We start from the raw sequence: 24767 nt of genomic DNA, 5'->3' as shown, positions 1-24767 counted from the left end.
CGTTTCGATGGAACCGCGCCCGCCCGAAAGAGCATCATGACCGCTCCTGTCGCAGTAATTTATGCAAATCTCAAAGGCAATATCGGCGATTTTGCAATTCTGCATTCCATGCTCCTCGATATCCGGGAGCGGCATCCGGGCAGGGCCGTGGATGCCTACTCCCATGGCGCGAATGCGGAGCCCTGATGACCTCACCTCTTAACGTGCTGCATCGCGTCGGTCGTGCCCTTGATTGGGGTCAGCGGTGGCTGCGGTTCAGGATCGGTGTCAGTCCGCTCAATCCACGGCGTATTGCAACGCTTCACCCGCACATGTTTCGCGGAAAACGCGTCGTTATCATCGGTCCTGCCGAAACGGTGATGGATGACCTTTCGGGTGTGGATGTGGATGCGTTCGATGTCGTTGTTCGTTTGAACAACGGTATTGCCCTGTCGCAGCAACGCCCTGCCGCGCTTGGCTCCCGAACCGACATCCTCTTCCACAATCTCAAGGAAGACGGCGAGCGAAGTGCGGGCCGTATTCCGGAACAGTTCCTGAGAGAGCATGGCATACGGTTCTGCGTCTTCCCGCATGGTGGATTCAAGGGCAACAAGACGCGCCTTCATGAAAAACGCCGGGAACTGGGCGCCTATGCGCAAATCGTACTGCGCGTTCCGCCCACCGATCTGTGCGAGCGCATGCGGCGCGATTTGGGCGGCATGTTGCCGACTGTCGGAACCAGCGCCATCCTGTTCTTTCTGGCCGGCGATGTCGGTGAATTGGCCATTTATGGCTTCTCCTTTTTCGAGACTCCTTATCTTGCCGGGTATAACGATGTCATTGCCACAGGTGCGTCTGCGTTGGCTTGGGCCGCGGCCTCGCAGGTTCATGAGCCTTCTCGAGAGAAACGACTGATCGCACGCCGGATCGCAGAGGCGGAACGCAGCGGGATACGGGTCACGCTGGGAAGGAACGTCCGGCGCCATTTGGAAGGCTGAGGGGAGCTTCTGGTTGTTGTTTCCGGCCAGAGCTGTTCGTCCGCGCCGCAGCGACTGGAAATCGCCGAGGTTTTCGGCTAATGGCCTCTCCTGTTTTTCCTGCCCCGTCCCGGTATTTCGTCGGCCCACCGCAAGGATATAGAATGGCTCGCATCCTGAGCAGCAGACCCAATATCGTATTCCACCTGATCGCAGGATACTGTCTGCTCAGTATGGCCTTGCGGATCCTCCGGTCGGATTCTCTTGAAATCGACGAGGCCGAACAGGCGTTTCTTTCGCAATATCTGATGCTCGGCTACGGTACGCAGCCGCCGTTTTACAACTGGGTTCAATATGCTGTCGCGGCCGTGTTCGGCCTGTCGGTCGCCGCGCTGGCCGTGGTCAAAAACGGTTTTCTGTTCGGCTTTCTGATATTCTACGGTTTTGCCGCCCGCACGATCACCTCAGAGCGCAGCCTGCCTGCTATCGCCATGCTGGGCGTGCTGACCTTGCCGCCAGTCTTTCTCCTTTCACAGCGCGACCTCTCCCACACCGTCGCGGCGCTCTTCACGGTATCGCTGTTTCTCTACGGTTTCCTGCAAACGCTTAAAAACCCGAGGCTGGGTTCGTATGTCGTCACCGGGATTGCCGTTGGCCTGGGCGTGATTTCCAAATATAATTTCGTCATCATTCCGATAGCCGCGATCATTGCCGTCCTGCCGGAAGCAGACCTGCGCAAACGGCTGTTCGACTGGCGGGTTCTTGTGGCCGTGGCGATTGCCGCGCTGATCGTGGCTCCTCATGCCTATTGGGTTCTCGAAAATTTCGGACATGCCAGCGGCGGAACGGTCGCCGAAATGAAGGAGGGCGCGGATGACGCCGCCCTGCCGCATGTTGTCGAAGGTCTTTTTTCGCTGTTAACCGCAACAGTGAAAGGTATCGCCCTTTCGCTTTTGGTGTTTATGCTGATCTTCCGGAAAGAGCTTGGCAGGATCCTGAAAGCTGAAAACCAGTGGACACGCATCATCGGCAGGATGCTCGTCATCTGTTTCGTCCTGCTCGTTCTGGTCGTTGCCGGCATCGGAGCCACCCATATCCGACCGAAATGGCTTTCCCTGTTTACCGCTCTTCTGCCGCTGTATCTGGTTTTGAAGATCGATGCGGCAGGCGTTGATGCAACACCAAGATTGCCGGCTTTCCTGACTGTCGCCGGCATCCTGGCCGTGGGTGTGGTCGTAATGCTCTGGGCGAGGGTGTTCATCGGCCCGATGCTGGGTGATTACTCCTTCGCCCATACGCCCTATGCCGGCTTCGCGCATGCTGTCGCGGAGGCTCATCAGACACCGCCAGCCGCTGTTCTTGTCGATGACCGGATCGTCGCCGGCAATCTGCGGATCCAGTTTCCGCAAATACCGGTCGTCATGCCCGGCTTTCCGGCCGGCGACGTCCTTCTTCCATCCGGGCCGGTGCTTGCCGTGTGGCCAGCGGAGGGCGAGGAAGGAAACCGAATTCCGCCTCGTCTTGCAAAAATCCTGTCTGCCAACGGCCGTGATATCGGCAGCCTCGCGGTGGCTGTCGTCCCCGTGCCGTATAATGCCGGTCGGGCAGGCGATCTGTATCGCTTTGGCTACACCTGGGCGCCCTGAGGAAACGCAGTCTGCCGTGTCAGAGGCAATACTGGCTAGATTGCGGTTGCGACCAGCCTGGCTTTGCCCACAGAGGCGCGTTCGATCAGTCTGGTGGGAAGAACGACAGTGCGGGCCGGCCCCGTTTCGCCCTTCAGGCGGCCGATCAGCAATGTCGCGACGGTTTCGCCGAGTTGGTAAACCGGTTGCTGGACGACCGTAACGGGCGGCGAGGTAACCGCTGTCCAATCGGCGTCGTGGAAGGATATCAGCGAAAGATCGCCGGGGAGCGCTATGCCCATTTCGCGGACGGCCTTGAAGACTTCAAGACCGATCAGGCTGTCAGACGCAATAATTGCAGTCGGCGGAGTTGCTGCGTTGAAGAGTTCAGTGACTATAGCCCGGATCGCCTGCGGATTGACGGCACCGACGCGGACCCATCTGGCTGCGTCCGGTATGGCTGCGTCGCGGCAGGCGCCGATGAAAGCTTCAATGCGAAGGCGCACCGAACTTGTGTAGATATCGGAAAGCTGTGAAAAACAGTGGTCAGGCGTGTCGCACGCCGTGAGATAGGCGATGCGCCGGTGGCCTTGGCCGATCAGCAGTCGGGTAATAGCCTGGGCAGCTTCGAAATCGTCGGTCGTGACCGTATCGACGTCGAGCCGCGCGACTGCGCGGTCAAGCAGAGCAAGCGGCCGGCCTGAGCGCTCGGCCTCCCTTAAGTGTTCGATTTCGCTGTCCTTGGCGGGAGAAATGATCAGCCCGTCCACCTGTTTGGCGATCAGTGTTTTTACTGCGGCCTTTTCTGCGGCAAGCGACTCGCCCGAATTGGCGAGGATGACGTTGAAGCCTGCAAGCCGGGCGACATCTGTAATGCCCCGAACGGCCGAGCCGAAAAACGGGTTTTCGATGTCGCCGACGACGACCCCGATGGTTCCGGATCGTCCCGTGGTCATGCTGCGTGCGAGTTCGTTGGGGCGATAGTCGAGGGCCTGGGCAGCCCTTTTCACGGCCTCGCGCACCTTGTCGCTCACAGTGCCGTATCCGCCGAGAACCCGGGCCGCCGTTGCCTTTGATACTCCCGCGGCATGGGCGACATCGGCCACTGTGACAGAGACGGTTTTTGCCGGAATTTTTTCCATGGAAGCGATGTACATGACATATTGACGCAGGGTCAATACGAATATAACAGTTTGATATCCGAAAGAGACCGGTCTCAATCGAAAAGAGACCGGTCTCTTTGGGTAAAATGAAAAAATGACGGTCGATACGCGCTTTATGCAAGCCGCATCCGAACCGGCAACGCCACCAGAGCAGGAGAACACGAATGACGAGAATGAGAAGAACCGAATCGTCCCCTCTTGGTCGCCTGCGGGCCGCCATGTTGGGAATAACCCTTTCGCTCGCCGCTGGCACAGCTTCGACGGCGCTCGCCCAGGACAATCCCTATGGCCTGATTGATCCGGGAACCATCAGCGTCGGCACGATGGGCGATGCCAAACCCTATGTCTTCACGACGGCGGATGGCAATTTCACCGGCTTCGATATCGAACTGTTTCTCAATGTTACCGAACGCATGGGTTTCAAGAAGGATCAGGTCATCTTCACCGGACAGGAATTTTCCGCGCTGATGCCGTCGGTCGCCAATGAGCGTTTCGACGTAGCCGTCGCCGCGATCGGCACGACCGACAAGAGAAAGCAGACCGTCGATTTCTCGGATGGCTATCTCGCCGGCTATCTTTCGGTGCTGACGGCGGACGCCAAGATTGTCGATGCGGAAAGCCTCAAGGCAAAGCGGCTCGGCGTGGTCCAGGGCACGCTGCAGGAGATTAACGCGGAGAAGAACTTCGCCGGCGCCGATCTCGTCAAGTTCCCCGACAACAACTCGGCGGTATCCGGGCTGAACAACGGCACGGTCGATGCGCATTTCCTCGATTACGAGGCAGCCAAGGATTATACCGCCCGGTATCCGGACCTCAAGATCACCGTCAATATCCCAAGCTTCGATGCGCCGGCCGGCTTCGTCATCCGCAAGGGCAATGATGGTCTGCGTTTGGCGCTCAACAAGGCGCTTCACGAGGCGATGCAGGACGGCACCTGGAAGACGCTTTACGAAAAATGGTTCCCCGGTTCCCCGATGCCGGATGCCTATCTTCCCAAGAAGTGACCGACACCCGGCCGCCCACCGGCGGCCGGGTCTGAAGCTGGCTGAGATGCCCGGACGCACCACGGCTCAAGGACGATATGGATGAACTGGCTTGAAAACCTCCGTCGCAGCTTCCTCGACTGGAATGCGATGGCCGAAGTCCTGCCGACCATGATCACGGTCGGCCTGAAGAACACGCTGATCCTCGCCGCCGCCTCGACGGTTCTAGGCGTCATCATCGGCATGATTCTCGCGATCATGGGCATATCGCGGTCCGCCTGGCTGCGCATTCCCGCCCGGATCTACACGGATATTTTTCGCGGTCTTCCAGCGATCGTCACCATCCTTATTATCGGGCAGGGGTTCGCCCGCATCGGCCGGGAAATCTTCGGTCCTTCCCCCTATCCGCTGGGCATCCTGGCGCTTAGCCTGATTGCCGGCGCCTATATCGGCGAGATCTTCCGCTCGGGCATCCAGAGCATCGACCGGGGCCAGATGGAGGCCTGCCGGGCGCTCAGCATGAGCTATGGCCAGGGAATGCGCCTGATCGTCGTGCCGCAGGGGGTGCGCCGGGTGCTGCCGGCGCTGGTCAACCAGTTCATCGGCAATGTCAAAGATTCCAGTCTCGTCTATTTCCTCGGACTTCTGGCTGCAGAGCGCGAGATCTTCCGTGTCGGCCAGGACCAGGCCGTCGTCACGGGAAACCTGTCACCGCTGCTGCTGGCCGGCATTTTCTATCTGGTGATTACCGTGCCGCTGACCCATCTGGTCAATACCATCGATACGCGGCTGCGGCTCGGCAAGCGCAGGCCAAGTGAACTGACGAGCGGTTTGGAAGAGGTGGACGAACTCGCAGGCGCCAGCGCTCCCCGGAAGGAGGATAACGCACAATTCAGGGGCGGCAGCCTCGAAGCGCAGGGTCTCGGCATGGCCTATGGCGATCTGGAGGTGCTTAAGGGGGTCGATCTTACCGTCAGGCCCGGTAGCGTCACCTGCATTATCGGCCCGTCCGGTTCTGGAAAATCGACGCTGCTGCGCTGCCTCAACCGCCTTGTCGAACCGAAAAGCGGCGACGTGCGTCTGGATGGCGAAAGCACACTCCGGATGAAGCCCGAAACGCTGCGTCGCAGGGTGGGCATGGTCTTCCAGCACTTCAACCTCTTTCCCGATCACACGGCCCTGGAAAACGTCATGCTGTCGCTGACGCAGATCAAGCGCATGCCGAAGGCGCAGGCGGAGCGGCTGGCAAAGGCGCGTCTTGCCGATGTCGGGCTTGCCAGCCGACAGCATCATCGACCCGGCGGACTTTCCGGCGGCCAGCAGCAGCGCGTGGCCATTGCCCGCGCGCTTGCGATGGAACCGGAAGTGATGCTGTTCGACGAAGTCACCAGTTCGCTCGACCCGGAGCTTGTGAAGGGCGTGCTCAACCTGATGGCAGATCTTGGCCGGCGCGGCATGACCATGGTGGTCGTTACCCACGAAATGGGCTTTGCGCGGCGGGTCGCCGATCAGGTGGTCTTCATGGACGAGGGCCGCGTGGTCGAAACCGGGACGCCCGAGGCGATCTTCGACAATCCGCAAAGCCCGCGCCTGAAGCGCTTCCTCGCCGAAGTTCTGTGAACGGTCGTCGCCAACACGCGGGATGCTTCAACCCGCCTTGCCAATCCACGAAACGAAACTGAAAGTCTGACCATGCGTGAAAACAAAGCCTCTAACGTCGTCATCATCGGCGCCGGCATTTTTGGTGTTTCGACAGCGGTCCAGTTGCTGCGTCGCGGTGTTGCCGTGACCCTCCTCAACGACGGACCGGTTGCCAACGGTGCCTCCGGCCGCTCCCTCTCATGGCTCAATTCCGCGCGGATGCGCTCGCAACCGTATCATCTGCTGCGGATGGCCGGTATCGACCGCTACAGGACGCTCGCGGCAAACCTTGCTGAGGCGGATTGGCTCTCCTTCAAGGGCGGGCTGACCTGGGATGCGGACGATGCGACCAACGAGATTGATGCGGCGTTCCGCCACGAGGTGTCGCTCGCTTATGACGCGCTTCACCTGAACGAGGCCGACGTCGCTTCCGTGACGCCGGGCATCAACACCAGCGCGATCACGCCGCAGGGAGCGATTTTCAACCCCGGCGAGGGGTGGGTCGATCTTCCGGAACTGATCAAGCTGCTGCTTGCGGAGTTTTCCTCGCGCGGCGGCGTACTCGTGACGGATCAGGGGGCCGCGACCGTCCGTGTGGAAAACGGTCGCGCAACCGGCGCTAAAACTGCCTCGGGCAAATGCTATGAGGCCGATGCCGTCCTGCTTGCGACCGGCCCGTCCGTTCCGAAAATGGCGGCGGACGCTGGACAGCGGATCGATGACGGCACGCCGGTCGCTCTGCTGGTGACGACCAAGCCCGTGGATCATCCGCTTACTGCCGTCCTGAATACGCCACACGTCGCGGTTCGGCCGGGACCCGGGGGCACGCTTGCGATCGATGCCGACTGGGCGGCGAACGAGGTCGAGGAGCATGGCGACGGAAGCTACAGTGTGAAGCCATCGACGCTGGAGGGGCTTCTTGCCGGGGCCTCGATGATACTGGAAGGCAATCCCAAACTGGAAGTCGCCTCCTACGGCGTCGGCCGCAAACCTATTCCGGGCGACGGCGAACCGGTGTTGGGCGAATTGCCGGCCGTTCCCGGCTATTTCGTCGCTTTCAGCCATAGCGGTGCGACGTTGGGACTGATCGTCGGCGAGCTGATGGCGTTTGAAATCGCCACCGGCGAGCGCCATCCGCTGCTTGCCACCTTCCGGCCAGAACGGTTCATCGCCGCCAGCGTGTGAGTTTTAAGCTCCGGCGAGAGGAAATTAACACCGGAGTACGTCGTTTCTGTCGTCAATCTGAAACAGAGGTTTCATCAGTCTGTCATCGCGGATTCACCGGGCTGTCATGCCCGGCCTCTACTCGCTTCTGAACCGACCGGCTCAGGAGCGAATCGCATGCGCTTTACTGCTCTCTTCCTTTCCGTCCTTGTTTGCGCGCTGTTCGCGCTGCCGGCGCAGTCCTCCGACATCGATCGAACGGTTCAGATCCTCGACAGGCTGAACCGGGCAAACGACTGGCGCAGCCACATCATGGTGGTTGCGCACCGGACGGGCTGGAAAGAGAACGGCCGGATCGTCCGGGCGGAGAATTCGCTCGATGCCATGCGCAATGCGATCGCTCTCGGCGCCGAGATGATCGAGCTCGATGTGCGAAAATCAGCCGACGGCGTCTTCGTTCTGATGCATGACGACTTCCTCGACCGGACCACGACCTGCCGCGGCGAAACGAAGACGAAGACACTGGCCGAGCTGAAGACATGCCGGCTTGTGATCGAGGGGCAGGCGATCGTCACCGACGAGACCGTGCCGACCCTGAAGGAGGCCTTTGCCATCGCCAAGGGCAAAATCATCATCAACATCGACAACAAGCTGACGGCCGCCGTCCTACCCGAAATCGCTGCCGAAGCGCGGTCGCTGGGGATGGCCGGACAGATCCTGATCAAGGAAAATCTGTGGAATGACCGCCGCATCGCCGACACCCGTACCCTGATGAAGGCGGTCGGCTCCGACGTCACTTTCATGCCGATCCTGGCTGACGACGCTGTGCATGATGCGCGCTTCATGGGCCAGGCGACGGATGCCTTCGATGCGCCGGCGGCCGAGCTCGTCAACTGGCATGCGGGCGACACGCCGATGACGCTGGACGGCGGCGTCCTGTTTTCTGCCAAGGCGCGTGCGACCGCGGCGCGGGGCAACTGGCACCTCTGGGTCAACACCTATCCCATCGTCAACCGTGCACCCGGCATGCTGGCCGGCGGCCGCGGCGACGAGCGCGCGGTGCTCGACGGCAAGCCCGAAGAGAGCTGGGGTTTCTGGATCGACCGGGGCGCGACGATCATCCAGACCGACGAGCCGAAGGCGCTGATCGCCTGGCTCGAGGAAAACGGCTACCGCATTCCCTACGACCTGACGAACTGAAGTCCGTGATGGCAAGCCATCTTTCTCAACACGCTTAAAGTCTTCGATCAGCGTGGGGTTAGTCCGGCACCGTCGAGTGGATGGGTGTAGGGCGTGCCGGCATTCATGGCGCTGATAAAATCATGTGTGAGAAGCCGCCGCCGCCGTTTCATACTGTTTCCGGTCAATTACCGCTTTATGGCATCTTTCTGTCCATGGTTTTGACGCTGAGCGACGCAACACAATCTCGTCATGCTCGGCTCAAGGCCTGGGATGAGGGCACAGGGTAGACAAACGGTTGCGCGAAACCAAAAACTCCGGATTGATCATCCGGAAGCCGTTTCAGTCTCCGAGCGCTCATAAGCCATTGAGGCTGGTGCAAAGGACTTCATCGACTACGATAAGGCTGCGTCCGTTGGCTGACATGGTGAACAAACCGTAAAGCCGTTCCCGTATATCTGTATCTTTTTGCTTTTATATTAGTTAACTAACATGTTTTACCGCAATTTAGAATCTGTCCGATAGTCTTCCCCCTTAGATTTACATAAGCGTCGGCAAAGGCCGGCTGCGGAAGGTTGGGGTGGGCGTCATGCAGCTCTTGAAAAGACTGATTTCGGATCGTGCAGGCAATTTCGGGATCATGGCGGCGATCGCGGTTATCCCCGTGCTCGGAGGCGCCGGGATGGCCATCGACTATTCAAGGGCCGTAGAGCTGAAATCGCGGCTGCAGGATGCCGCCGATGCCGCGGCTGTGGGTGCGCTCGCCGAAAAGTCGGCCGGTGTTGCGCAGGCGATTGCCATGCCGAACGATGGTCCCGTGCCGTTGAGCGAAGAGGAGGCGCTGGCGCTTTTCAATGCCCAGAGAGACAGTGGCAGCCTTGATGAGATCGAGAGCGAAGATCCGAACATGAGCGTCGATTCCGTCGAGGCAATCGTCAGAAAGAAGGGCAGGGATATCAATGCGGAGGTCTCGTTCAAGGCGACGATGAAGACCTCGTTCATGCGCATCCTCGGCAAGGACAGCATCACCGTTTCGGGAAAGGCGACTGCGACATACCAGTCCCAATCCTATCAGGATTTCTACATGCTGCTCGACAACACGCCGTCCATGGGTGTCGCCGCCACGCCGACAGACGTGGCGAATATGATCAAGGCGACCAAGAACGTGAAGGACTCCGGCTCAAGAGACTGCGCCTTCGCATGCCATATCGTCTCCGAGAAAGGTGTCATCGACACGACGAGCAACTATTTCGTCGCCCGCACGAAGGGAATTACGATCCGGATCGACGTCGTGGCGAAAGCCGTCGCGGCGCTGACGGAAACGGCTGGAGACCAGGAAGCCTTTACCGACCAGTTTCGCATGGCAGCCTATACGTTCGGCGAAACGGCGATGGATGTGAAGCTGCTCAAGGTCGCCGAGCTCACCGCAAACCTCAAAGAGGTGAAAGACAAGGCGCAGAACATCAAGCTGATGAGCATTCCCTATCAGGGCTATAACAACGACCAGCAGACGAGTTTCGATGACGCGCTGCAAAAGATGAACGCGGAGATCGCTTCAGTCGGCGACGGTGCCACAGCGAAGACGCCGGAAAAGATCGTTTTCTTCGTTTCCGACGGCGTCGGCGACAGCTACAAACCGCAGGGATGCACCAAGAAAACGACAGGAGCGCGCTGTCAGGAGCCGATCGACACCAAGTTCTGTGAAGTTCTGAAGAAACGCAATATCAAGATTGCAGTTCTCTACACCACTTACCTGCCGTTGCCGAACAACAGCTGGTACAATAGCTGGATCAAGCCCTTCCAGTCCGAAATCGGCACCCGCATGCAGGAATGTGCTTCCCCGGGCTTCTACTTCGAAGTCAGCCCGACCGAGGGCATCGAACAGGCGATGAAGGAACTGTTCAACAAGGTCATCCGCTCGCCGCGTCTGACGGGCTGATTGTCTCTAGGACAAAGGTTTTTGCAGCCGCGCTGTCCATGCGCGGCTGTTTTGTTTGTCAGGCATTTGCGGCGCATATGCGCTCGGCTCTGTACAACCGGCTTCAAGCACAGTATGAGGCGCGCATGTATAGGCTGGCGGTGTGCCGGCTGCGGAACTGCGCACTCCAGAGCGAAACACGCGCGCGGCCTCCGGATTTCCGAAAGATTAAACCTATGACAGAGTTGGACAGCATCGCCCCGGCGATCGCTCAGGCATTGACGAAACGCGGTTACTCCGAGCTGACGCCGGTGCAGAAGGCCGTTCTCGGACCAGACATGGAAGGCCGCGACGCGCTTGTGTCGGCGCAGACCGGTTCCGGGAAAACTGTTGCCTTCGGCCTCGCGCTCGCCTCGACGCTGCTTGATGGCAAGGAGCGGTTCGGTCAGGCGGGCGCCCCTCTCGCGCTCGCGGTTGCGCCGACACGTGAACTGGCCCTACAGGTGAAGCGGGAGCTGGACTGGCTCTATGAGCTGACCGGCGCGACCGTGGTATCCTGTGTCGGCGGCATGGACATGCGCACCGAGAAGCGGGCGCTGGAACGCGGCGCCCATATCGTCGTCGGCACGCCCGGCCGGCTTTGCGACCATATCCGCCGCAACGCGCTCGACATGTCGTCGCTGAAAGCCGTCGTTCTCGACGAGGCCGACGAAATGCTCGATCTGGGCTTTCGCGAAGATCTCGAATTCATTCTCGAAGAGGCGCCGACCGAACGCCGCACGCTGATGTTCTCCGCGACCGTGCCCCGTTCGATCGCCACGCTCGCCAAGAACTACCAGAAGGATGCGCTGCGCATCGCCACCCAGGCCGAGCAGAAGCAGCATATCGACATTGAGTATCGCGCACTGACCGTTGCCCCGTCTGATCGCGAGAACGCCATCATTAACGTGCTTCGCTTCTACGAGGCGCGCAATGCGCTGGTGTTCTGCTCGACGCGCGCCGCGGTCAATCACCTGACGGCCCGCTTCAACAACCGGGGATTCGCGGTCGTCGCAATGTCCGGCGAACTCAGCCAGAACGAGCGCACCCACGCGCTGCAGGCGATGCGCGACGGACGCGCCCGCGTCTGTATCGCCACAGACGTCGCGGCGCGCGGCATCGATCTTCCCGGCCTCGAACTGGTCATCCATGCGGACCTGCCGACCAATCCGGAGACGCTTCTGCACCGCAGCGGCCGAACCGGCCGTGCAGGCAACAAGGGCGTCAGCGCCCTGATCGTGCCGCACAGCGCCCGCCGCAAGGCGGAGCGGCTGCTGCGCGATGCGAATATCACCGCGACCTGGGCCAAGCCCCCATCGGCCGACGAGGTCTCGCGGCGCGATGACGACCGCATTCTTGCCGATCCGGCCTTCGAGGAACCGATCCGCGAGGAAGAGCAGGATTTCGTCCGCCAACTGCTGGCCAAGCACGGCCCAGAGCAGCTTGCCGCCGCCTTCGTGCGCCTGTCGCGGGCAGGCCGGTCCGCGCCGGAGGACCTGATGGACACACCGTCCTTCACGCCATCCACTGATCGCGGCGACAGGCCAGAGCGTAGCGAACCGAGGACGCCGCGCGGCGATTTCGGGGACAGCGTCTGGTTTTCGCTGTCGGCCGGCCGCAAGCAGAATGTCGAGCCCCGCTGGCTGATCCCGATGCTGTGCCGCATCGGCAAGATCACCAAGCAGGAGATCGGCGCGATCAAAATGCAGACGGAAGAAACCTATATCGAGATCGCCCGCGACTGGTCCGACCGCTTCATGGAAGCTGTCGGACCGAAGCGCTCCCTCGAAAAAGGCATTACTGTTACCCAACTCGACGGCATGCCCAATCTGTCCGGCGGTTCCCGCGGCGCGCTTTATGCGGACAAGAAGCCCGGTGGAGACAAGCCGGACTGGAACAAAGATGCCAAGCCGAAGCGCAAGTTCGACGCGAAGCCCGATTTTGCCGGCGACCGGACGTCCGAAAAAACCGACACCAAGCCTTGGGTGAAGAAGCCCGCCAAGGCAAAATACGATCAGCCGAGAACCGACAGGCCCAAAGGGGACAAGCCAGGTTTCGAGGGCGCCAAGCGCAAACCCTTCAAGAAGAAGGCTGACTGATTTCTAGCAGCCACGGCTGGCCGGCGATCTTCCCTCAACCCGCGCTTCGCAAGAGGCGCGGGTTTTCCATGTCGTCCGTTTGGATGTTCGCCGCCATCATTTCTGAGACTGCAAGGCCTTACGCGTCGTCGGAATAGCGCTGCTCCCGCCAGGGGTCGCCGCGCATGTGATAGCCGTTTCTCTCCCAGAAGCCGGCCTGATCGCCGATCAGGAATTCGATGCGGCGGAGCCATTTCGCGCTTTTCCAGCGATAGAGATGTGGAACGATGAGGCGCATCGGCCCGCCGTGCTCGGTGGTCAGCGGCGCACCTTCCCAGGCGGTTGCGAGAAGCGCGTCTTCGGAGGCGAAGTCGGCCAGCGGCAGATTGGTGGTATAACCGTCGTAGCTGGTGAGGAGAACGTAGGTCGCTTCCGGCTTGGGCATTACGAGATCCAAAAGGTCATGCGTGGAAACACCGTGCCAACGGTTGTCGTAGCGGGACCATGTGGTGACGCAATGGATATCGGAAAGCTTGTCGCTCTGCGGCAGCCGGCTGAAGGCCTGCCAGTCCAGCGTTGCCGGATTTTCAACCGCGCCGACGATCTGCAGGCTCCACTCTTCCCGCTTTATCAGCGGTTGCTGTCCGAGATCGAGGACCGGCCAGTTCTTGACGAGATGCTGGCCGGGCGGCAGCCGGTCGGTGTCGGGCCGGGTGATTTTTCCCGTCAGGAACTTGCCCTGTTCCGCCCAGCGTCGCTTCGATGCCGTCAGTTTGGTGTCTCGGCTTTCTTCGGTCATGGGAACTCGCAGCTTGACTGATCAGAGAGCAGGATGCTCCGGAAATACAGGTTTAAAGACAGGGGATGTCAAGCGTGGGATGTGCAATTGCCCGATACCGCACACGAAAATGCCCGTGCATGCCGGGCATCGGGAGGTTTGCTTTTGAACTCTTCAAGCAATCAGGCCTTCTTCCCTGAGCGCCGCCGTGAACGAGAGCCAGGCCCTTTTCGGCGTGCGGATACCATCGAGGGCATCCAGGCAATGCTGCAGGGCGCGGCGATAGGCCACGCTGTGTCTTGCCGGCCAGTTGCGGAGAAACTCCACGGCGTCCCATGCATTGGCGATGATGTTTTCGGGATGATGTCTGACGATCACTCTGACAGGGGTGGGAAAGCGTGTGTCGCTCAAGATAGTCCTCATGCTCTGCTTGCGTATTGACGGCGCTTAAACACGCGTCCTCTCGCAAGGTTCCACCACCCTCGGCCTTTTCCTCCTCTTTCCAAAAAAGAAAAATCTTGACGACGCGCAAAGCCGGTAAAGCTCCTTACAGCCCAAAGGCTTCCTTGAGGTCGCTGCCCTTCTTTTCCCGCAGATCGAGATCGGCCTCGATGTGATCGATGTGATGGATCATCAGATGGGAGGCGTGGTCGAGATCTCCCCGCTCTATTGCGGTCACGATGTCCTGATGCTCCTGGTGGCCGCAACTGGAAATCGCCGACTGGCCGTAAAGAGCAATGACCAGCGAAGAGCGGGCAACGAGTTCGTCCATGAAGCGCTGCATGACGGCGTTGCCCGTCATCGAGGCCAGCATCAGGTGAAAATCGCCGGAGGCTTTGATTTCCGCCCGGCGGGCGGTCTGTCCGCGCTCCGCCATCAATCGTCCTTCCTCCAACAGCAGGTGCCGAAGCTGCGTCAGCTGCAATGGTCCCATGTGCCTGGCGGCTTCCCTCAGTATGCCGGGCTCGAAAAGCCGGCGCGTGGCAAATATCTGACGGGCTTCTTCAGGAGAGGGATAGGCGACGAAGGCACCACGGTTTTTTTCTACACTGACAAGACCCTCATAGGCGAGCGCCTGCAACGCGCCGCGCACCAGGGTGCGGCTCACCTTGAAGAGCGCTCCGACATCGGCTTCCGACAGTTTCGTGCCGGGTGCCAGCCGGCGGTCAACGATCGCATCGCGAAGGTTGTCGCGAATATAATCGGTGGTGACATCCACCGTATCTTCAAGGGTGACTGCTGCGGTTTTCATCTCGGCATTCGTTTCCTGCGCTGTTGCCATTCTAGCGTGGTTTCAGTCGAAGGTAAGAAAAAACTTGTGCTCATTCTCATGCAAAAATTGTATACGATCCTCGAATAAATTGCAGACAAAAGATTATTTTTTAGGCGTTTTAGGGGTTCTCCTAAAAAGCGATGCCGGTTCGCGAATGGAAAAAATCCTCCGTTTACAGTCATATAACGTTAGGGCAAAAATCTGGCACGCTTGATGCATTGTTCTTCCTGTCCACAGGGGAGACATGATGTCCAAAGCTGCCGAAATCGATATCGTATCCGTGTCGAAGGTCTATGGCACCACGACGGCGGTGCATGCAATCAGTCTCAAAATACCCTCCGGCAGCTATTGCTGCTTTCTGGGTCCCTCCGGCTGCGGCAAGACATCGACGCTCAGGATGATCGCCGGCCACGAAAGTATATCGTCGGGCGACGTCCGTCTCGGAAACACCGTCGTTACCGATTTTCCGCCGGCCAAGCGTGGCACGGCGATGATGTTCCAGTCCTATGCGCTGTTTCCGCATCTCGACCTCATCGACAACGTCGCCTTCAGTCTGAAGATGAAGGGGGTAGATAAGGAAACGCGGCGCGCCAAGGCGCTGGACATGCTCAAGCTCATGCAGATGGAGGCCTACGCTAACCGTCGTCCGGCACAGCTTTCCGGAGGTCAGCAGCAGCGCGTGGCGCTGGCGCGAGCGCTGATTACGGATCCGGAGGCACTGCTGCTGGACGAACCGCTGTCGGCGCTCGATCCCTTCCTGAAGATACGGATGCGGGCAGAGCTGAAAAAACTGCAGAAGAGCCTCGGCATCACCTTCGTTCACGTCACGCACAGCCAGGAAGAGGCCATGGCCCTGGCCGATATCATCGTCATCATGAATGATGGCCGCATCGAGCAGGCGGCGCATCCGCGCGAGGTGTTCGAACGGCCGGCAACCGCCTTCGTCGCCCGCTTCATGGGCGATCACAACGTCCTTACCGGCCGGGTCCTGGGCAGTGGCGGGGGCACGGTGACGCTGGAAGTTGCGGAAGGGCAGACCTTCGCGGTTGCCGGTGAAGCCCGGGATCCCGGGTCGCCCGTTGATATCGGCGTGCGCACCGACAGGGTGCGGCTGGCTGAACCCGCGGAGAAAACGCTCGGGTTCAACGGCATTGTTTCCAACGTCGAATATCGCGGCTCCTCGGTGAAGATCACCGTTCACGGCGCCGGCAGCGACGATTTCACCGTCATCGCCTCGGATGCCGATTATTTCCGCAAGCCCGTAGCCGTCGGCGATGCGGTGCCGCTCAGCTGGGATCTCGAAGACGCCGTGCTGCTTGGCCGCGTTGCCGCCTGATTCAATACACCGTTACAAAAAGGGGAAATGACATGACGACTGAGAACAAGGTTTCCAAAGGGATTTCGCGGCGTGGCCTCCTGAAAACCGGCGCGGCCGCGACCGGCGCCGTCCTCGGCTCCGGCCTCATCACCGGCTTCCCGACCATCTGGGCGCAGAACCCGATCACGCTGCGCCAGTTCGGCACAGGCGTGTCGAACATCAACGCCATTGCCCAGAAGTGCAAGGAAGATCTCGGCATCACGCTCGAGATGACGGCGACCGATTCGGACGCTGCCGCCCAACGCGCCGTAACGCAGTCCGACAGTTACGATATCGCCGACATCGAATACTGGATCCTCAAGAAGGTCTTTCCGGCCGGCGTCATCCAGCCGATGGATATCAAGAAGCTGAAATATTACGACAAGATCGTGCCGCTGTTCAAAACCGGCAAGCTGATGCCGGACAGCGTCATTGCACAGGGCACCGCGCCGCACACGGTCGGCTTCGTCGAAAAGGCCGGCGACAAGACGTTTGCCAAGGGCGAGACCGGTCTGTTCACCATGGTCCCGACGATCTACAACGCCGATACGCTCGGCATCCGTCCCGATCTCGTCGGCCGCGAGATCACCTCCTGGGCCGATATCATGGATCCGGCCTTCAAGGGAAAGACCTCCATTCTCAACATCCCGTCGATCGGCATCATGGATGCGGCGATGATCATGGAAGCCATGGGCAACATCAAATATGCCGACAAGGGCAACATGACCAAGGAGGAGATCGACGCGACGATAGACTTCCTGATCAAGGCCAAGCAGGACGGCCAGTTCCGAGCCTTCTGGAAGTCGTTCGACGAGTCGGTCAACCTGATGGCATCCGGCGAAGTCGTCATCCAGTCCATGTGGTCGCCGGCCGTCGCCGCCGTCCGCTCCAAGGGCATCGCCTGCAAATACCAGCCGCTCAAGGAAGGCTATCGCTCGTGGGGCGGCGGTCTCGGTCTTGCCGCCCATCTCGAAGGCGCGCAGCTCGACGCGGCCTATGAATATATCAACTGGTATACGTCCGGCTGGGTCGGCGGCTATCTCAACCGACAGGGCTACTATTCCGCTGCCATGGACACTGCCAAGGAGTTCATGACCGCCGACGAGTGGGGATACTGGATCGAGGGCAAGCCGGCACAGGGCGACATCATGTCCCCGGAAGGCAAGATCATGGAGAAGGCCGGCGCCGTCCGCGATGGTGGCTCCTTCCAGGAGCGTATGGGCAAGGTGGCGTGCTGGAACTCCGTCATGGACGAGGACCGCTACATGGTCCGCCGCTGGAATGAGTTCATCGCTGCGTAAGGGATGGCCCCTCACCCTAGCCCTCTCCCCGCAAGCGGGGAGAGGGGACGATGGAGGTTGCCGCTCCTTCCTTCTCCCCGCGGGCGGGGAGAAGGTGCCCGACAGGGCGGATGAGGGGCTTTTCCCCATCGCAAGTGCCTATTCCGCAGAAACCGGAGATCCGACACGTGACAGCAGCCATCACGCAAGACATGCAGATCGAAGCTGCCGAAAAGCCGGCTTTCGCCGCCCGTATCGGAAAGGTCGCGGCTCAGGTGGCTTCCTATATCCAGGCAGCGCCGCTGATTCTCATCCTCGGGTTCTTTTTTCTGCTACCGATCCTGATGATCACGGTCGTCAGTTTCTGGGACTATGATTTCGCCGGGCTCTATCCCGATTTCCTGACGCTCAACTATGCCGAGACGCTTGGTTCCTGGGTTACCTGGAAAACCTATCTCAACACGCTGAAATACACGGCGATGGTCTGGGTGCTGACGCTCGCGATCGGCTTCTGGGTCGCCTATTTCCTCGCCTTCCACATCCGCACCACGACGATGCAGATGGTGTTGTTTCTCGTCTGCACGGTGCCGTTCCTGACGTCGAACATCATCCGGATGATCTCCTGGATACCGGTGCTCGGCCGCAATGGTCTGGTCAATACGACGCTGATCGAGATGGGTATCATCCCGGCGCCGATCGAATGGCTGCTCTATTCCGATTTCGCCGTGGTGCTGGCCATGGTGCATCTCAACACGCTGTTCATGGTGACCCCGATCTTCAACACGCTGATGCGCATCGACAAATCGCTGATCGAGGCGGCGCGTGACGCAGGTGCCAGCGGCTGGCAGATCCTCTGGAACGTTATCCTGCCGCTGGCGAAGCCGGGGATCGCCATCGGCTCGATTTTCGTGGTGACGCTGGTCATGGCGGATTTCTCGACGGTGCAGGTCATGTCCGGCGGTCAGAGCGCCTCGGTGGCGCTGATGATGAAGAACCAGATGTCGCTTCTGCAATATCCGGCCGCGGCCGCCAACGCCGTCGTGCTTCTGATCGTCGTGCTTCTGATGGTCGCCGCCATCCTGCGCGTCGTCGACATCCGCAAGGAGCTGTGAGATGAGCCACGAGAAACGCACCCTGGAATTCTACGTGCTGGCCGCCTTCTTCGTTCTGTTCGTGCTGTTCCTCTACGGACCTCTTTCAGCCGTCCTCATTCTCTCCTTCCAGGGCCCTGACGGAGGGTTGACCTTCCCGCTCAACGGCGTGTCCGTGCACTGGTTCTACAATCTGTTCGAACAGCAGGCGGTCGGCGATTTCGGGGCCTCCTTCAAACGGTCCTTCTCGCTCGGCGTCATGGTGATGGTCGTCAATGTCGTGGTGTCGCTGCTGGCCGGTCTTGCCTTTCGCCGCAAGTTCAAGGGGGCGACGGCGCTGTTCTACCTCACGGTCGCAAGCCTCGTGGTTCCCTCTATCATCATTTCGCTGGGCATCGGCGTCGTCTTCCAGCAGCTCGGCCTGAAGCCTGCCTGGTATTCTTCGGCTTTTGGAGCGCATCTCACTTGGACGCTGCCCTTCGGTGTGTTGATCATGTTTGCCGTCTTCAATCGCTTCTCGCCGTCCTATGAGGAAGCGGCGCGGGATCTGGGCGCGACGTCCTGGCAGACGTTCCGCCACGTTCTTCTGCCCATGATTGCACCCAGCCTCATCGGCGTCGGCCTGTTCGGCTTCACGCTTTCCTATGACGAGTTTGCCCGGACACTGATGACATCCGGCACCTACAACACGCTGCCGCTCGAAATCTACGGCATGACGACCAATGTGACGACGCCGGTGCTCTACGCTCTGGGTACGGTGACGACGCTGTTCTCCTTCTCCATCATCCTGTTTGCGCTTGCCATCATTCTTGTGATGCGCCGCAGGCAAGCGAAAGTGATCTGATCCCGCAATGCGCATTCTTGTCGTCAACCCCAACACCACCCGGTCCATGACGGACAAGGCGGCAGATGCCGCGCGTGCCGTCGCGGGAGCAGGTACCGAAATCATTGCTGCGACCGCGCAAATGGGGCCGGCGTCGATAGAGGGGCATTATGACGGTGCACTGGCTCTGCCGGGGTTGCTGGCCGAGATCAAAAAAGGCGAGGCAGAGGGAGTACAGGCCGCTGTGATCGCCTGTTTCGACGACACCGGGCTCGATGCCGCGCGATCGCTTGCGGGCTTCCCCGTGCTCGGGCTCTGTGAATGCGCCCTGGTGACGGCCGGATTTCTCGCCCAGAGGTTCACCGTTGTGACCACCCTCGAACGGTCCCGGGTTTTGCTCGAGAACCTGTCGCGGCACTATGGTTTCGGCGGCAGAGCCATCGTCCGGGCGGCGGATATTCCGGTCCTCGAACTTGAAGACCCGGCCTCCGGGGCGATTGGCAAGCTCCGCAGGCAGATCGAGCTTGCTCTTGCTGAAGATCGGGCCGAGGCCATCGTGCTCGGCTGTGCCGGCATGGCCGATCTCGCCTATGCGCTGCAGCAGGAATATGGTGTCCCAGTCATCGATGGCGTCTCGGCGGCGGTCAAGCAGGCGGAGGCGCTGGTTGCGCAGCGGTTGACGACCAGCAAGCGCGGATCCTATGCGGCACCCCTCGCGAAGCCCTATTCAGGTGCACTGTCCGCCTTTGCGCCGGGTTGAACAACAGTCGCTCCGTCCACTGCCTTTGGCACCTAAACGCTGTTTTGTTGCTCGCTTGAGCGCTACCGCTCCAGAAAATTCGGACGCAGTTTTTCACCGATCAGACAATCCGTCGGCGGTGCCGCTTGAACGGGTACGACGCGTTCCGCGGCGGGCGCGCCACTGATTTCCATCACCAGCTTCTGCCGGATTGCTACCGAGAAATCTTCGGCACGATGAACCGGCAGGACGAAGGAGCCCGGACCGCCGATCACGCAATCGGCGTAATACCGGTCGAGTGGCCCGGCGCTGCCCGATGGCCGGATGAGGATGGCAAGACCGTTGATCACGATGCCCTTGGCGACGGCCTTCTCCCGTGCCGGGTACACCGGCGGCCCCAGATTGTTCGGTCCGTCGCCTGACACATCGATCACCCTCCGCATGGCGGTGGGGGCACCGGCATCCAAAAGTTTGGATGCGAAGGCGATCGCATTCGAGATCGATGTTCCGCGGCGCGTGTAGACCGGTCGCTCGGCAAGCAGATCGGCGAATGCGTCTGCATCGCTTTTCTTTTCGATGACATGCCAACCCGCCAGGGATGTCTCGTTGACGCTGCCAGCCCATTCGAAATAACTGATGGCAATACGGCCGTTGAGACCGGCCGTGACCGCGTTGACAAAGTCGGGATGGCGCAACGCCTCGACATACCCCGTGCGCTGAACCCGCGCTTCATCGAGATCCATGGAGCCGGACATGTCGACGGCGAGCACCAGTGCCACATCGACTTCCGGACCAGCCGCCACGGAAGCCGCAGCCGTGCCGGACAGAGCAAAGAGCAGAGCGAGTGTTGTGAACATTAGAGCTGTCCAATCACGGCTTCCTGTCGCGGAAAACAAGAAAACTGTAACACAGCTTAGCTCAGGGGCGATGATTTTGCAGGCGTTGAAGTTCAACAATCGGTGATTTGCACCCGAAGGCCGGCTGTGTTCGACTCGCGCCATGGGAGTGATTGACGGAATGCTTCTGAAGAATGATAGCGATACTGCGCTCATCGACCGGCTCCAGAAAGCCGCATTCGAATACTTTCTGGACCACGCGAACCCGGACAATGGGCTGATTGCCGACACCTCCCAGCCGGGTTCGCCCTGTAGCATCGCCGCCACGGGGTTTGGCCTGTCGGCTTATGCGGCCGGGGTCGAACGACACTGGATCTCGCGCACAGATGCAGCGGGACGAGCGCTTTCCACCTTGAGATTTTTTGCGCAAAGCCCACAAAGTCGCGACCGCGACGCAACGGGATACAAGGGCCTCTACTATCATTTTCTCGACATGAGGACGGGAGCCCGCGCCTGGCGCAGCGAGTTGTCGCTGATCGACAGCGCCATCCTGATTGCCGGCATGCTGACAGCCGCAGCTTATTTTGAAGAGAACGATCCGGTTGAGGCGGAAATCCGCTCGCTTGCCGCCATGCTTTACGCGCGCGCAAACTGGGCCTGGGCGGCGGATGGGCAGGGAGCCCTGTGGCTGGCCTGGAAGCCCCGTAGTGGATTTTTGCCCTACCACTGGACGTGTTACAGCGAGGCGCACATTCTCTATGTTTTGGCGCTCGCTTCGCCGTCCTTTCCGATCGGCAAGGAAAGCTATGATGCGTTTACGCGTCATTTCGACTGGATGACGGTGGATGATCGGCCATTCCTTTATGCCGGTCCCCTGTTCACGCACCTGTTTTCGCAGGCCTGGATCGATTTTCGTGGCATTCGCGACGCGCCCATGAGGCAAAAGCAGACCGATTATTTCGAGAACACCTGCCGGGCCATCTCGGTTCAAAGGGCGTATGCGATCCGAAATCCCGGACGTTTTGCCGGTTATGGGCCGAATCTTTGGGGACTGACGGCTTGTGACGGGCCGCTACGACCGCGCCGCCTTTATGACGGCAGGCGGCAGGATTTTTCAGGTTATGCGGCGCGGGGAGCGCCACTCGGGCCGGATGACGGCACTGTTGCCCCCTGGGCGCCATTGGCCTCGGTCGCCCACGCGCCGGAGGCGGCGATCTCTGCGACGCGCAACATCATTGCGGCCTATCCGGGCGTGCTTGAAAACGGGCAATTTGTCGGGAGCTTCAACCCGAGCATTCCGTCAAAGACATCGGAGGGCTGGCTCAACAGCCGGATCATTGGTCTTGACCAGGGCCTTCTGGTGATGATGATCGAAAACCATCGCAGTGGCTTGTTCTGGAGACGGATGCGCGAGCATCCCGTGATGGCACGGGGTTTGAAAGTCGCCGGGTTTTCGGACGGCTGGCTTTGAGATAAACGGGTCTTCGAAACGGATGGTCGATGGATTTGGCAGAGCAAGCGGATTTCGGCGACAAGCCGTCATTTCCCTCGGGCGATGACCTGAGTGAAGCGCTTGCCTGGCAGGCCGAGCGCTTCCCCGATGTCGCCCTGTCCCAACGGACGAGCTTTAGCCGTTTTGAAAATGCTGACCAAGCCTGGGATCCTGAAGGTGCGTTCGTCGAGGTATTGATGGGCTACCAGACCCAGTTTGCAGCCGGAATGGACGACCGGGTCCGTGGCGCCCATCTCATGGCGTTCTACAGCCACCATCTCAGCATTGCTGTGGGGGCGCTGTTTCTCAAAACGGGCCGGGTGATTGATCTCGATCCATCGACGCTCGCTGTAAGGTTCGAGCCTTTGGGCGAAAAGACCTTACAAAATCGACCGGCGGATGCCCGCCGCCTCCACTTTTGTTTCAGCGATTTCGCAAGCGGCTCGGATCCGCTGGCGGCGTTTCACGATGGTTTCGTTGCAGGCCTTCGCCCCGTCGTGAATACGATAGCCAGCCGAAGCGGGCTGTCGCCGACAGCGCTGTGGCGGCTTGCTGCGGATGGCCTTACCGGGGCATTTCTTGATGTCGGCATCGCGCTCTGCGATGAGAAACGGGCGATGGGGCTTGCCCGCTCCCTTGTCCGCAAATCCGGATCGCCGCTGTCGTTCGACGTCCATTTTGAATATGTAGAAACGAATATCGAAGGTATTCTCAGCGGCCGCTTCTTCCGGCTGCGCAGCGGTTGCTGCCTCTTTTACCGCACGAAAGACGGGCGTTTTTGCGACGTCTGCGTGCTGTTGGACGAACGGACGCGAAAAGACCGCCTGCGCGCGCATCTCGAAGGCGCAGGCGGTCGATAACGGCTTATGCCTTCAGAAAACGGTCGTTGATCAAGCCCGTAACGAAGCCGAGAAACAGCCAGGAGGCGAGCGCCGTGGCGAGGGCTGCGACGGCGAATTCCGCACCGAGCAGGGCCGGAACAGTGCTGGACATATCCACAGGCTGCGGTGCGCCGTAGACATGCGGCATGGCAATGAACACCAGGCCGCCAATTTTTGAGGCGATCTCGGTGCGAAGCACCAGGAGATGCAGGCCAGCTACGGAGAGAACAACCGCCGCCACCCACCAGATCTGGCGTTGCTGGAGGTCCGCCGCCGGGAAACCGGGCAGCTCCGGCGGAAGCCCAACCGCTGGCAGGAGATGCACGGCAAGCCAGCCGCAGGCACCCCATAGCACCCCGTTTCGCACTGTTACCGGGTAGCCGCTCAAGAGGCTGGCGGCGGTCAGAAGCAGGCTGAAGCCGGCTCCGGCTACCAGGTTGGCAAACAGCGTTCCGGTGAAGCGGCTCATGCCGAACATGATGCCACTACCTTCGTCATGCTCGCCTTCATGCGCAAAGGCCGGAGTGACAGGAGACAGTGCGGCCATCAATCCGTGAAAGCCGGACGCTGTCCCGAGAGACGACTGCTGGTGATGTCCGTCGATGCCTGCAGGCTGTTCCGCAGAGGGTTCCTTCCCCTCGTATTCCTCCGCATGAAGGATGATCGGCACGACACGGGCCGACTGCGCCACCGTCGTGAAAACGCCGGCAATCAGCCCAGCCACCAAGGCGGCCATGATGGTTTTGATAATCATTTCAGTTTCCCCGGTTGAGACGAGCGGAGAGGCGCCTGCGCACCGGCTTCGCACAGAAAATGCCATGGCAAAACGCGCCCAGGTCGGTCACCGGGACGCGATCGGCACACTGTACCGCAGGGTACAAGCCGGTTTGCCGCAAGGTGAAAGACGCAGGGTCTTTCACATCAGGGGGTCAATGGCAGGGGAAACCATAGGAATGGCGAACGTCGTGGGCTGTATCGTGCAATACAGCCGAATTCGCGAGACCGGCTCCAAAAACCAGAAAACCGCCAACCAGGAGAGCGATGATTCCAGCCGTGATGCGGTCGTTGAGAGAGAGCGAAATGCTCGAAGCAGTCGTCGTTGCCATAACAACCTCCGTGATGGCGCGTGGGATATCCCACCATATGGGCCCTATGCCCTTCATCAACCGGCAGGTTTCCTGGCTCGCGGCGTCAGGTGCTTTGCACCAACGAAGCTTTCTCGCCTTCCCAAGGTTCAGGCGCAGGGCCATTACCACAGTGGCTTTTGCCGTATTACCGGCATGACAGCTTCTAACCGCTCTACAGTCGCGGGGTCGGCCGTGATTGGGATGCCCGGAACGGGTCCATCCATCACATTCCCGTTTACTCCCTGAAAGCGTTCGCTTTCACGAGAACCGTTTGATCCATGAATGATTATGATGTCATGCAATGCGTGTCAATTCGCCGAGCTTTGCCCGCAGCACCTCATTCG

General features: G+C 60.1%; 23 protein-coding genes and 1 riboswitch. Of the genes, 16 read left to right on the top strand and 7 right to left on the bottom strand.

Annotated elements, in window-relative coordinates; genetic code table 11:
- Positions 1–36 precede the first annotated feature (36 nt).
- The 3 genes from PY308_RS14350 to PY308_RS14340 all read left to right on the top strand — a co-directional run bounded on the left by PY308_RS14350 (position 37) and on the right by PY308_RS14340 (position 2602).
- Complete coding sequence (locus PY308_RS14350; protein ID WP_275783720.1) at positions 37–186, top strand: hypothetical protein; 150 nt, start codon at positions 37–39, stop codon at positions 184–186.
- A complete protein-coding gene (locus PY308_RS14345; protein ID WP_275783718.1) occupies positions 186–977 on the top strand; it encodes a hypothetical protein in 792 nt (263 codons plus the stop codon). Before PY308_RS14350 ends, PY308_RS14345 begins: the two co-directional genes overlap by 1 nt.
- 143 nt (positions 978–1120) lie before the next feature.
- Positions 1121–2602, top strand: coding sequence for an ArnT family glycosyltransferase (locus tag PY308_RS14340; RefSeq protein WP_275783716.1), 1482 nt, complete (start codon positions 1121–1123; stop codon positions 2600–2602).
- Between the two features lie 35 nt (positions 2603–2637).
- Here PY308_RS14340 and PY308_RS14335 read toward each other — a convergent pair whose 3' ends face one another.
- Positions 2638–3723, bottom strand: a complete 1086-nt coding sequence (locus PY308_RS14335; protein WP_275783715.1) for a LacI family DNA-binding transcriptional regulator — start codon at positions 3721–3723, stop codon at positions 2638–2640.
- 194 nt (positions 3724–3917) lie between these two features.
- On the opposite strand from PY308_RS14335, the gene PY308_RS14330 reads away from it, so the two are divergent.
- From PY308_RS14330 to PY308_RS14305, 6 genes are all read left to right on the top strand, one after another.
- Positions 3918–4748 (top strand): ABC transporter substrate-binding protein, encoded by an 831-nt coding sequence (locus tag PY308_RS14330; protein ID WP_275791139.1) that lies wholly within the window; start codon positions 3918–3920, stop codon positions 4746–4748.
- 81 nt (positions 4749–4829) lie between these two features.
- A complete protein-coding gene (locus tag PY308_RS14325) occupies positions 4830–6347 on the top strand; it encodes an amino acid ABC transporter permease/ATP-binding protein (RefSeq protein ID WP_275783712.1) in 1518 nt (505 codons plus the stop codon).
- Positions 6348–6419: 72 nt separating this feature from the next.
- On the top strand, positions 6420–7553 hold the full coding sequence (locus PY308_RS14320) for an NAD(P)/FAD-dependent oxidoreductase (RefSeq protein ID WP_275783711.1): 1134 nt from the start codon (positions 6420–6422) through the stop codon (positions 7551–7553).
- A 156-nt stretch (positions 7554–7709) separates the two neighbouring features.
- Positions 7710–8732 carry a glycerophosphodiester phosphodiesterase family protein gene (locus tag PY308_RS14315; protein ID WP_275783709.1) on the top strand — a complete coding sequence of 341 codons (1023 nt, stop codon included), beginning with the start codon at positions 7710–7712 and terminating at the stop codon, positions 8730–8732.
- 568 nt (positions 8733–9300) lie between these two features.
- A complete protein-coding gene (locus PY308_RS14310; protein WP_275783707.1) occupies positions 9301–10650 on the top strand; it encodes a TadE/TadG family type IV pilus assembly protein in 1350 nt (449 codons plus the stop codon).
- Between the two features lie 215 nt (positions 10651–10865).
- Positions 10866–12767 carry a DEAD/DEAH box helicase gene (locus PY308_RS14305; RefSeq protein WP_275783704.1) on the top strand — a complete coding sequence of 634 codons (1902 nt, stop codon included), beginning with the start codon at positions 10866–10868 and terminating at the stop codon, positions 12765–12767.
- Positions 12768–12885: 118 nt separating this feature from the next.
- On the opposite strand, the gene PY308_RS14300 is transcribed toward PY308_RS14305, so the two are convergent.
- The 3 genes from PY308_RS14300 to PY308_RS14290 all read right to left on the bottom strand — a co-directional run bounded on the left by PY308_RS14300 (position 12886) and on the right by PY308_RS14290 (position 14776).
- Entirely contained in the window at positions 12886–13545 is a 660-nt protein-coding gene (locus PY308_RS14300; RefSeq protein WP_275783702.1) for a sulfite oxidase-like oxidoreductase, read from the bottom strand.
- Positions 13546–13698: 153 nt separating this feature from the next.
- Positions 13699–13935 (bottom strand): DUF982 domain-containing protein, encoded by a 237-nt coding sequence (locus PY308_RS14295; protein ID WP_275783699.1) that lies wholly within the window; start codon positions 13933–13935, stop codon positions 13699–13701.
- A gap of 136 nt (positions 13936–14071) precedes the next feature.
- Entirely contained in the window at positions 14072–14776 is a 705-nt protein-coding gene (locus PY308_RS14290; RefSeq protein ID WP_275783696.1) for a GntR family transcriptional regulator, read from the bottom strand.
- A gap of 268 nt (positions 14777–15044) precedes the next feature.
- Here PY308_RS14290 and PY308_RS14285 point away from each other — a divergent pair, with 268 nt between their 5' ends.
- From PY308_RS14285 to PY308_RS14265, 5 genes are all read left to right on the top strand, one after another.
- Positions 15045–16133, top strand: a complete 1089-nt coding sequence (locus PY308_RS14285; RefSeq protein ID WP_275791138.1) for an ABC transporter ATP-binding protein — start codon at positions 15045–15047, stop codon at positions 16131–16133.
- 32 nt (positions 16134–16165) lie between these two features.
- Positions 16166–17455 (top strand): ABC transporter substrate-binding protein, encoded by a 1290-nt coding sequence (locus PY308_RS14280; protein WP_275783694.1) that lies wholly within the window; start codon positions 16166–16168, stop codon positions 17453–17455.
- Positions 17456–17646: 191 nt separating this feature from the next.
- Complete coding sequence (locus PY308_RS14275) at positions 17647–18546, top strand: ABC transporter permease (RefSeq protein ID WP_275791137.1); 900 nt, start codon at positions 17647–17649, stop codon at positions 18544–18546.
- Position 18547: 1 nt separating this feature from the next.
- Positions 18548–19369: an ABC transporter permease gene (locus PY308_RS14270; RefSeq protein WP_275783691.1), complete on the top strand. Its 822-nt coding sequence runs from the start codon at positions 18548–18550 to the stop codon at positions 19367–19369.
- Positions 19370–19376: 7 nt separating this feature from the next.
- Entirely contained in the window at positions 19377–20108 is a 732-nt protein-coding gene (locus tag PY308_RS14265) for an aspartate/glutamate racemase family protein (RefSeq protein ID WP_275783689.1), read from the top strand.
- Between the two features lie 62 nt (positions 20109–20170).
- On the opposite strand, the gene PY308_RS14260 is transcribed toward PY308_RS14265, so the two are convergent.
- On the bottom strand, positions 20171–20944 hold the full coding sequence (locus PY308_RS14260) for a DUF1194 domain-containing protein (RefSeq protein WP_275783687.1): 774 nt from the start codon (positions 20942–20944) through the stop codon (positions 20171–20173).
- Positions 20945–21104: 160 nt separating this feature from the next.
- On the opposite strand from PY308_RS14260, the gene PY308_RS14255 reads away from it, so the two are divergent.
- Positions 21105–22394, top strand: coding sequence for a glucoamylase family protein (locus PY308_RS14255; RefSeq protein ID WP_275783685.1), 1290 nt, complete (start codon positions 21105–21107; stop codon positions 22392–22394).
- Positions 22395–22423: 29 nt separating this feature from the next.
- Complete coding sequence (locus PY308_RS14250; RefSeq protein WP_275783683.1) at positions 22424–23275, top strand: (2Fe-2S)-binding protein; 852 nt, start codon at positions 22424–22426, stop codon at positions 23273–23275.
- A gap of 4 nt (positions 23276–23279) precedes the next feature.
- Here the strand turns inward: PY308_RS14250 and PY308_RS14245 are convergent, their stop codons facing one another.
- Both PY308_RS14245 and PY308_RS14240 read right to left on the bottom strand, forming a co-directional pair.
- Complete coding sequence (locus PY308_RS14245) at positions 23280–24050, bottom strand: CbtA family protein (protein ID WP_275783680.1); 771 nt, start codon at positions 24048–24050, stop codon at positions 23280–23282.
- Positions 24051–24225: 175 nt separating this feature from the next.
- On the bottom strand, positions 24226–24402 hold the full coding sequence (locus tag PY308_RS14240) for a CbtB domain-containing protein (protein ID WP_275783677.1): 177 nt from the start codon (positions 24400–24402) through the stop codon (positions 24226–24228).
- Positions 24403–24447: 45 nt separating this feature from the next.
- A riboswitch (cobalamin riboswitch) is annotated at positions 24448–24710 on the bottom strand.
- Between the last annotated feature and the right edge of the window lie 57 nt (positions 24711–24767).

This window comes from Pararhizobium gei (assembly GCF_029223885.1).
Lineage (GTDB): Bacteria > Pseudomonadota > Alphaproteobacteria > Rhizobiales > Rhizobiaceae > Pararhizobium > Pararhizobium gei.
The sequence above is the reverse complement of the archived record's forward strand: the minus strand, read 5'-3'. Positions and strand labels throughout refer to the sequence as shown.

Excerpts from the sequence above, each read along its gene's own strand:
- PY308_RS14350 (WP_275783720.1), top strand. The coding sequence starts at position 37 with ATGACCGCTCCTGTCGCAGTAATTTATGCAAATCTCAAAGGCAATATC.
- PY308_RS14345 (WP_275783718.1), top strand. The coding sequence starts at position 186 with ATGACCTCACCTCTTAACGTGCTGCATCGCGTCGGTCGTGCCCTTGAT.
- PY308_RS14340 (WP_275783716.1), top strand. The coding sequence starts at position 1,121 with ATGGCTCGCATCCTGAGCAGCAGACCCAATATCGTATTCCACCTGATC.
- PY308_RS14335 (WP_275783715.1), bottom strand. The coding sequence starts at position 3,723 with ATGGAAAAAATTCCGGCAAAAACCGTCTCTGTCACAGTGGCCGATGTC.
- PY308_RS14330 (WP_275791139.1), top strand. The coding sequence starts at position 3,918 with ATGAGAAGAACCGAATCGTCCCCTCTTGGTCGCCTGCGGGCCGCCATG.
- PY308_RS14325 (WP_275783712.1), top strand. The coding sequence starts at position 4,830 with ATGAACTGGCTTGAAAACCTCCGTCGCAGCTTCCTCGACTGGAATGCG.
- PY308_RS14320 (WP_275783711.1), top strand. The coding sequence starts at position 6,420 with ATGCGTGAAAACAAAGCCTCTAACGTCGTCATCATCGGCGCCGGCATT.
- PY308_RS14315 (WP_275783709.1), top strand. The coding sequence starts at position 7,710 with ATGCGCTTTACTGCTCTCTTCCTTTCCGTCCTTGTTTGCGCGCTGTTC.
- PY308_RS14310 (WP_275783707.1), top strand. The coding sequence starts at position 9,301 with ATGCAGCTCTTGAAAAGACTGATTTCGGATCGTGCAGGCAATTTCGGG.
- PY308_RS14305 (WP_275783704.1), top strand. The coding sequence starts at position 10,866 with ATGACAGAGTTGGACAGCATCGCCCCGGCGATCGCTCAGGCATTGACG.
- PY308_RS14300 (WP_275783702.1), bottom strand. The coding sequence starts at position 13,545 with ATGACCGAAGAAAGCCGAGACACCAAACTGACGGCATCGAAGCGACGC.
- PY308_RS14290 (WP_275783696.1), bottom strand. The coding sequence starts at position 14,776 with ATGAAAACCGCAGCAGTCACCCTTGAAGATACGGTGGATGTCACCACC.
- PY308_RS14285 (WP_275791138.1), top strand. The coding sequence starts at position 15,045 with ATGTCCAAAGCTGCCGAAATCGATATCGTATCCGTGTCGAAGGTCTAT.
- PY308_RS14280 (WP_275783694.1), top strand. The coding sequence starts at position 16,166 with ATGACGACTGAGAACAAGGTTTCCAAAGGGATTTCGCGGCGTGGCCTC.
- PY308_RS14275 (WP_275791137.1), top strand. The coding sequence starts at position 17,647 with ATGCAGATCGAAGCTGCCGAAAAGCCGGCTTTCGCCGCCCGTATCGGA.
- PY308_RS14270 (WP_275783691.1), top strand. The coding sequence starts at position 18,548 with ATGAGCCACGAGAAACGCACCCTGGAATTCTACGTGCTGGCCGCCTTC.
- PY308_RS14265 (WP_275783689.1), top strand. The coding sequence starts at position 19,377 with ATGCGCATTCTTGTCGTCAACCCCAACACCACCCGGTCCATGACGGAC.
- PY308_RS14260 (WP_275783687.1), bottom strand. The coding sequence starts at position 20,944 with ATGTTCACAACACTCGCTCTGCTCTTTGCTCTGTCCGGCACGGCTGCG.
- PY308_RS14255 (WP_275783685.1), top strand. The coding sequence starts at position 21,105 with ATGCTTCTGAAGAATGATAGCGATACTGCGCTCATCGACCGGCTCCAG.
- PY308_RS14250 (WP_275783683.1), top strand. The coding sequence starts at position 22,424 with ATGGATTTGGCAGAGCAAGCGGATTTCGGCGACAAGCCGTCATTTCCC.
- PY308_RS14245 (WP_275783680.1), bottom strand. The coding sequence starts at position 24,050 with ATGATTATCAAAACCATCATGGCCGCCTTGGTGGCTGGGCTGATTGCC.
- PY308_RS14240 (WP_275783677.1), bottom strand. The coding sequence starts at position 24,402 with ATGGCAACGACGACTGCTTCGAGCATTTCGCTCTCTCTCAACGACCGC.